Origin of the sequence: Pseudomonas sp. TR47 (genome assembly GCF_044143025.1) — a bacterium.
GTDB lineage: Bacteria > Pseudomonadota > Gammaproteobacteria > Pseudomonadales > Pseudomonadaceae > Aquipseudomonas > Aquipseudomonas putida_E.
The window spans coordinates 1-6,768 of the sequence record NZ_JBHFCS010000046.1 but is presented as its reverse complement, the minus strand read 5'-3'; the positions used below and the strand labels follow the sequence as shown (position 1 = coordinate 6,768).

Annotated in this window: 6 protein-coding genes; 4 read left to right on the top strand and 2 right to left on the bottom strand. The window is 46.4% G+C overall.

Features of this window, described 5'->3' with window-relative positions:
* The 4 genes from ACEWE8_RS25690 to ACEWE8_RS25675 form a co-directional block, all read left to right on the top strand.
* Positions 1-513 (top strand): hypothetical protein (locus ACEWE8_RS25690; RefSeq protein ID WP_395589431.1); only part of this gene is annotated, 513 nt, incomplete at its 5' end.
* Positions 514-1,192: 679 nt separating this feature from the next.
* Complete coding sequence (locus ACEWE8_RS25685; protein ID WP_046787328.1) at positions 1,193-1,963, top strand: reverse transcriptase domain-containing protein; 771 nt, start codon at positions 1,193-1,195, stop codon at positions 1,961-1,963.
* A gap of 68 nt (positions 1,964-2,031) precedes the next feature.
* Entirely contained in the window at positions 2,032-2,949 is a 918-nt protein-coding gene (locus ACEWE8_RS25680) for an endonuclease/exonuclease/phosphatase family protein (RefSeq protein ID WP_144415493.1), read from the top strand.
* An 11-nt stretch (positions 2,950-2,960) separates the two neighbouring features.
* Positions 2,961-3,653 carry a hypothetical protein gene (locus ACEWE8_RS25675; RefSeq protein ID WP_395589430.1) on the top strand — a complete coding sequence of 231 codons (693 nt, stop codon included), beginning with the start codon at positions 2,961-2,963 and terminating at the stop codon, positions 3,651-3,653.
* Between the two features lie 358 nt (positions 3,654-4,011).
* On the opposite strand, the gene ACEWE8_RS25670 is transcribed toward ACEWE8_RS25675, so the two are convergent.
* Positions 4,012-4,923 (bottom strand): hypothetical protein, encoded by a 912-nt coding sequence (locus ACEWE8_RS25670; RefSeq protein ID WP_046787326.1) that lies wholly within the window; start codon positions 4,921-4,923, stop codon positions 4,012-4,014.
* A 329-nt stretch (positions 4,924-5,252) separates the two neighbouring features.
* Positions 5,253-6,374, bottom strand: coding sequence for a PIN domain-containing protein (locus ACEWE8_RS25665; RefSeq protein ID WP_046787325.1), 1,122 nt, complete (start codon positions 6,372-6,374; stop codon positions 5,253-5,255).
* Positions 6,375-6,768 lie beyond the last annotated feature (394 nt).

Genomic DNA, 6,768 nt, shown 5'->3' with positions numbered 1-6,768 from the left:
TATCCCATCGCTCACTTCGCGAATCTCTACTTCACATCTCCAAAGAATGTTGTCATCCAGTGGATCGACGGTAATCAGCAGCACGACGCAACAGTTAAATACACAGGAGAGGGATCAAATCAGTCGGATATACGCTATCTCGAAGTCACTACGCTTCAGGGCAAAGAAGATGCTGATCAACTTAAAGAGCTTTCGAGGAATCCTGGTGTTGCAATTATGGTCAGCGAGACAGACCAGGAGAAGCATGACAGAAAGATTGAGCAGCTAAAAAAAATTCTAAAGAAAAAAGCAAAAATTGCCTATCCAGAAAAGACCGCTTTACTTGTTTATACCGACGAAGACCGATTTCGTCAGTTTTCTTTTGGAATACAACCGCCACAGATTGATAAAAAATCAGATTACGAAGCAGTGCTTCGTGATTTTGAGGCATCGTTGGGCAATTTCTCCCACGTTTTCATTTTCAGCAAGAGCGAAATCTACTGCGCTTGGATCTCGGAGTCTGGAAGTGAATAGGACCTCAGTTTCGCAGAGACTATCAAGTCCTAAGACAGTCTTCCACTGAATGTGAGATCGTTCTCTGTTCGCCGATTTTCGGCTACTGCGAAGGGCCGCTTTGGGCCGATAGCAGTCAGTCGCGAACGGCTGCAGTCGACCCATAGCTGCCCTTCGTTCGGGGCAGCAATCGGCCATTTACGGACGGTCAGTGATTGCGCCGAAAGGGTAGCCTAGTCGAAGATTTCGCTTAGCGCGTGCTAGGCAAGGACGTGGGAATGCTCAAGTCATGTCTTGTCGTGTCGTGCTTGCGCTAAGGGCATATGACCAGAGGTGTGTTTAGATCTTAAAGTCCCAATTGCATGCGGTTTCGACTAGATGATAGGATCCAGTCATCCTGGCGACAGGCTGCCTGTCAGCGTGTCCCTCATCGCGTCACTCAGTGATCTCTGGGATACCCCTAGCTGCTCGTCATGGGCCATGGGTTCTCCTCGTTGGTTATAAAGCCATGCGCTTGCGCTCGGTCAGCCAGGATTTACGATGAGTAAGTAATCATGAAGAAATTTGATTACGACCAAACTCAAACGCGTATATGAGTTGGCTACCAAAGTTGTCTTGATGGTTACAGCCATTCTGAAGCTTGTGGAAGCAACTCTGCCGCTATTGAGCGTGGCTTTTAACTATTCCGAGCGCTCGTTCGATGCAAAATACTCATAAGTGGCTGAGTAGATTTCGTCTGAAATCAGATGTATGGGTTTATGTACCGACGCTCGAAACGATAGCAAAAGGCAAAGAGCTCAAGAAACAAATTCAGCTGAAGTGGCGGCCCCCTCTAAATTACTATCATTTAAGAGGCGGTGGCCATGTAGAGTCTATAAGGTCTCACGTAGTAGGGAAGTATTTTATACATGCTGATCTAAAAAAATTCTTTAACAACATAAATCGAAGCAGGATTACTCGCGAGCTAAAGCCATACTTTGGCTATAAGATGGCTCGCGCAATTGCAATGGAGTCCACCGTATCTATCCCTGCCGAATTTGGACAGACCTTTGCTCTACCATTTGGTTTCGTTCAGTCTACTATAGTCGCATCACTTTGCCTTCATAAAAGCACCCTAGGCAAGATGATGGATAAATTGCATCGAAGCCCAGGCACAAGAGTCAGTGTCTATGTAGATGATATAATCATATCAACTCAGACCTTGCAAGCGGCAGAACAGGCGCTCCACCAGATAACGGAAAGCTGCAAAAAGTCAGGCCTAACGCTTAATGAACAAAAGCTGGAAGGCCCCTCTCAGAATATTACGGCGTTCAATATCAATCTTGATGAGTTTTCAACTTCCATTGATGTTGCCCGGTTTCAAATTCTGAGGGCAACGTACAAAAAACCCAAAAACGGAAAGCAAAAAGAAGGCATTAGAAGCTATGTCTATTCGGTGAATCCTGCTCAAGTACTCGCGCTTGATATTTAAGCTAGGCGTGACATCTGGAGATGATCTACATCGCTTGGTGAGCGCACCAAGGTGCATTCGGATAAAATGTGCCCCTTATTTCGCTTTCCATCAAGCTCGTCGATAACAGGAAAGTAATTGACTTTATGCACTCAGTGACATTCTGGAATATTCGTAAAGGCGCGGGTGGGCCTGATCCTGTCGTCCAGCTTGCGATGCAAGTTGCGAACGATACAACTTTATCTGGCGAAAACGGTGAGGCGATAATCTGCTTGGCTGAGCCCGGCAGTATCGATACCTCTGCGCTACTTGATTCTTTACATTCAGAAGATCCGAAAAGGAACTGGTGGGTTCATCGCCCAAGCTCAGATAGGTTCGTTCTTCTCGGCACCATCAATAGGGCATCGATCCGAGACGGGTCGGAAGCAGGTGGAGGCGCAGCGTTCATCGTTACCCGTATGAATGAACACCAACCTTTGGCTTATCAGTTATTTTTTGTCCATCTCGCATCCCCGCTAGGGGCAGGCAATGCAACGTCACATTCTATTCAAACAGCCGCAGGGTTACGAATCGCAATAGAAAAGCATGAAGCTCAAGAGGCTAGCGGCGACAGTCTGGTCATTGGTGATTTCAATATGCGGCCCTACGACGAAGGAATGGTTATACCTCTTGGGCTTCATGCGGCACCATGCAAACATGCAGCATCCAAACCAAGGATTATAGATGGGGTAACCCACTCATATTTTTATAACCCTATGTGGGAGCTACTTGGCAATTGGTCAAAATCCAAACAACCAGGAACCTTCTATTGGCCAAATAAAACAGACTCTGTGAGATGGCATTTGATAGATCAAGTGATAATTCGCCCAGCATTTGCAAAAAAACTTACTACAGGCATCCCACATATTCACACCAAAGTTGGCTCGATTAGCTTGCTATCTGAAAAAGGGGTAATCCGGAAACAAATTTCCGACCACCTTCCCCTCACGATTTCTCTGTCTATTTAAGGATTTAGCCAATGGAAAATCTGTGGCCGCTGGATATTTTAAGCCCCAATACAGATAATGACTCTTACTTAGAGTCAGCTCACGAACTTTTAGAGGCGCAAGCCTTAGGGATTTCTGCGCGAACTAACAGATTGTTAGGTGCAAGAGTAGATATTGACCAAACCCCATTAGGAAATACTGCATCCTTCTATTTATTTCCCGCAAGCAATCCTACGAAAAGTGTACAGCTTCTGGTATACCGAAGCGGTGAAAATGAGTTTCCTGCATTACTTGAGGTTTTTCATCTTGGAGAAAAAACCAGGGTGAGCGAGATTCAATCAGTCAGTAATTTAAAGACCAAGCTAAAAAAAGTATTCGCAGATCCTACGACGATCAAAATAGTTAAAAACTTAAGAAACTTGTCCGCTCACGGGGCTGATGACAATGCTATCAAAGCTCACTATAGGCCTTTGGCTATTGGCAAGGTTTTTGCATTTAATGATGGCTACTTCTCTCAAGTCAATATTTTCGGGATGTCAGGCTTTGTAAGTAAAAAAGAAATTTTTGAGCTGTCGCTACATGAGAAAAAAAGCAAAGCAGTACAGCAGCTCAATAATGAGTTCATAGTAAGCTTGTCTTTCTCCGATAAAGTAAAAATGACCATTTCCGCTGATGAGCTAAAAATTCTTCAATCGCAAGCAAAAAAAGCCCTGTCAGGCGACTAATTGCAATAAAAAGGGGGATGCATTTATTTTTCACGGTGTGACTGACCGCTCCTGGCCGCAAGCAGCTCTATACGAGGGGCTGCATTGGGTCGAAAGCAGCCGGTCGTGAGTGACCGCTAGCGGCCCGGAGCTGTATGCAGCGAGAGATAGTGAATGGCCAATGGCCGTCACCGATGGCACGAGGGCCAACGATAAGGCCATATCTTAGCGTTGGCTTTGCTTGCTAGGTATTGCGTGGTTGCCACTTATGCGCCCCTGCGGGCGACGAATGTCTACGGCCAGCCTTAACATTACGGGGTTGAGGCGAGTCGTGGAGTCTTAACTACCGAAAACACACCAACCTAGCCCATAGATTCTATTATTGCTCCTCACCACAGGTACAGCAACAACCGTATTCTTCGCTGATTACGTTGCCCTTACAACCTTCATCAGAACAATGCACCCGGTTTACTAAGTGCGTGTCGTTACAGACGAAGCACCACAGAGTATTGGACGTAGGCTTATTGGGTTCTAGCACAGCATAGTGTGGTACGGGACCGTCGAACTTTACAGACTGGCATCTACAGACCGGGCAAATATACTTGCGAATATTAGCAACCCTGAAGTATCGCTCGCGCTCAGATTTGGAAAGCAGGTTGAAGACTGCCAAGAACTCTCGGACCAGTACTCCATCCATGTGCTCGTTGTCGTAATAAACCTGAGCCTCTGGAGCTGAGAATAGGAACTCTTTTCGAGCCATTACCCAGCTTTGATCAGGAAAGAGGTGCTCGTGTGCTTCAAGAATGATCAAAATGACTTCTTTTGGTGAAATTCGAAGCTTCGCATTCACTGAATGCATGGCTGAGTTTCGAACCCTCCGCACCCTCTCGAATAGCTCCACGAATTTCGTGTCGAACGGTTTAGGGCTCACCATGTTATAAGCTTTAATTAAATCCTGAGCATCGATGGTCTTAAACTCTGAGAACTCGATCCCCTTTCCGGTTTTGTCCTTAGGCCAATCCGATGGAGATCCGAGTAGCAAGTATGGGCTGAAGGCTACGAGCCTCCCTTTGATCGCGAGTTCGACACCTTGTTGCGCAATGATGAGTGAAGTAAGAACTCGCTGCCGGGCGGCTTCCCAAAACTGCTCCTGGTCGTCTTTTTCCACTTCGACGTACTGACCTGCTTCATCCAATGCTGTCATAAACGAAATGACGATATCCCAGGCAAAGTCGAACTGCGCGTAGGCTGCCGATGCGAATTCATCGCTGGTCGGAATTTCTGTAATCATCTGTATCCACCTCGATTCTGCGAGAACCTAGGGTATAAGGGTGTAGGTGGATGGGCAATGCGACTGAAAGGTCAGCAAAAATTTTTAGCGTCAGCGCGTCAATTGTGCTGGTGGCACAACTCCGTCACGAAGGCTCTACGACACCAGGGCGGGGTGCTTCAACGCGGGATTACTGAATCGCCCCCCGATTTTAATGGCTCGTTGAAATTAGCTCTAAAGCCTTTCTCATCTGGCTCAGTTCACCGAGAGTCGATATTGACGCCCTATGAGCGTCTGCTATCGACCCGGAGCTGCCGGTGGTAGCCGGCAGATATTTATCCCGGGAACCGCTAACACGGCTCTCCCACGAAATGCTCATTGGGTGCTATTGCTCCCAGATCCAGAGTGGTTTTTTTATCGAAGGCGGTTTCAACACTGATATTGTCGTTGGATATTTTTATAATAGCCATGTTTGGTACAAGTAGGAGTTGTTCGTATTGGCTGCTGCCAATAAAGCTCTCGTCAGCATCAGAAAATGTTACATCTACCTTGATGCGACACTCAACATCCAACCCAAGCACCCAAATCGTTTGGTTTGCGTCGTCCCGGATAATCGAAAATTGCTTTCCTTCATCATGTTTTATCGAGACGACATCAATATCTGCGCATCGGGCATTGTAGAAATAACTTGTCCTAGCAGTAAACAAGAGACAATCTTCTAGCCCACTAATAATTTTATCACCAACCGCAGACGGAAGCCCTCCGCTGTCATTAAACTCTTGGAGCCTCATGAATCGCTGACTCGAAATTCCCTTGATATCGTCCTCTACCGAATTTATCAATGCTAGCGCGGTAGGTAAATCCGGAACGCAATGAAGTTTCTTGCTTTTAGATGCATGACAAAAAGCGATCCAATCCTTATCCTCTGACACTACTAGAATACCATTGTGTGAGGCGTATGCCTCTAGGCACAGAAGTGCTGCAGCATCGGGGAATTCGAACTTTTTATCATTGCTCCTGTGAAACGGAGGTTCATTGTTAAAATATAGCTCGTACAGTTTTCGCGCCGACACTTCCTCGTAAGAAATTACTTCAGCATCGGTCGCCAGGTAAAAATCATTAAATTCATGGAAAATTATTTGCTCTGGATTAGGTCGTTCGTCGAGCTCTTCGCACAACTCATCGCGCAGATCGACACTCAAGTATTGACTCACAAGTGCAAAGGCATCATCGACCTTTTTGCTCTTTGCTCGGTGCATGTCCAACATGTGCTTTTCGGCTTCATCGCGCACCAACTCAGTGATCACCAGCTTGATGTTCGAATTTTTTAGCTGACTCAAATGACCTATCAGTCCTCCCCTGAAGGTCCTCCCATTACGATCAAAAGCCTGCGTGTCAAAAGTGACCGCCGTTATTTCACCACAAATAAGTTTTTGACGCAGAGCTTGAAAATATGCAGGATCGATATTCATGCCGCTTTCACTTTGAATTTGAACGATAACTACTGAATCAGGATTTTCTGATCCCGGCTATCATATTGGGTGATTGAGAGGCCAATTCGCCGATCTTGGCCGGTTTAGCGGGTTCGACACATGAGCCATCATCCCCCACTACCTCAGTTGTGCCCTGCTCTCCGAGCAGGCGATGGATGGGGCGAAAACGATAAAATTCCATTGGGCTTTCTGCGGTCATCAACTCACCCTTGTATTCCTGCTAAAAGGATTATTGCTTTGTAGTCAATCGCATGGATTGGATGATGGTATTTTGATGGCCTGGTGACTAGCGTTGTGAGCTGATCGCGGAAGGACGATTAAATGCTAGCCTTCCGGGTAATGACCAGATGACAGTATTCAGGCCTTCTCCAGC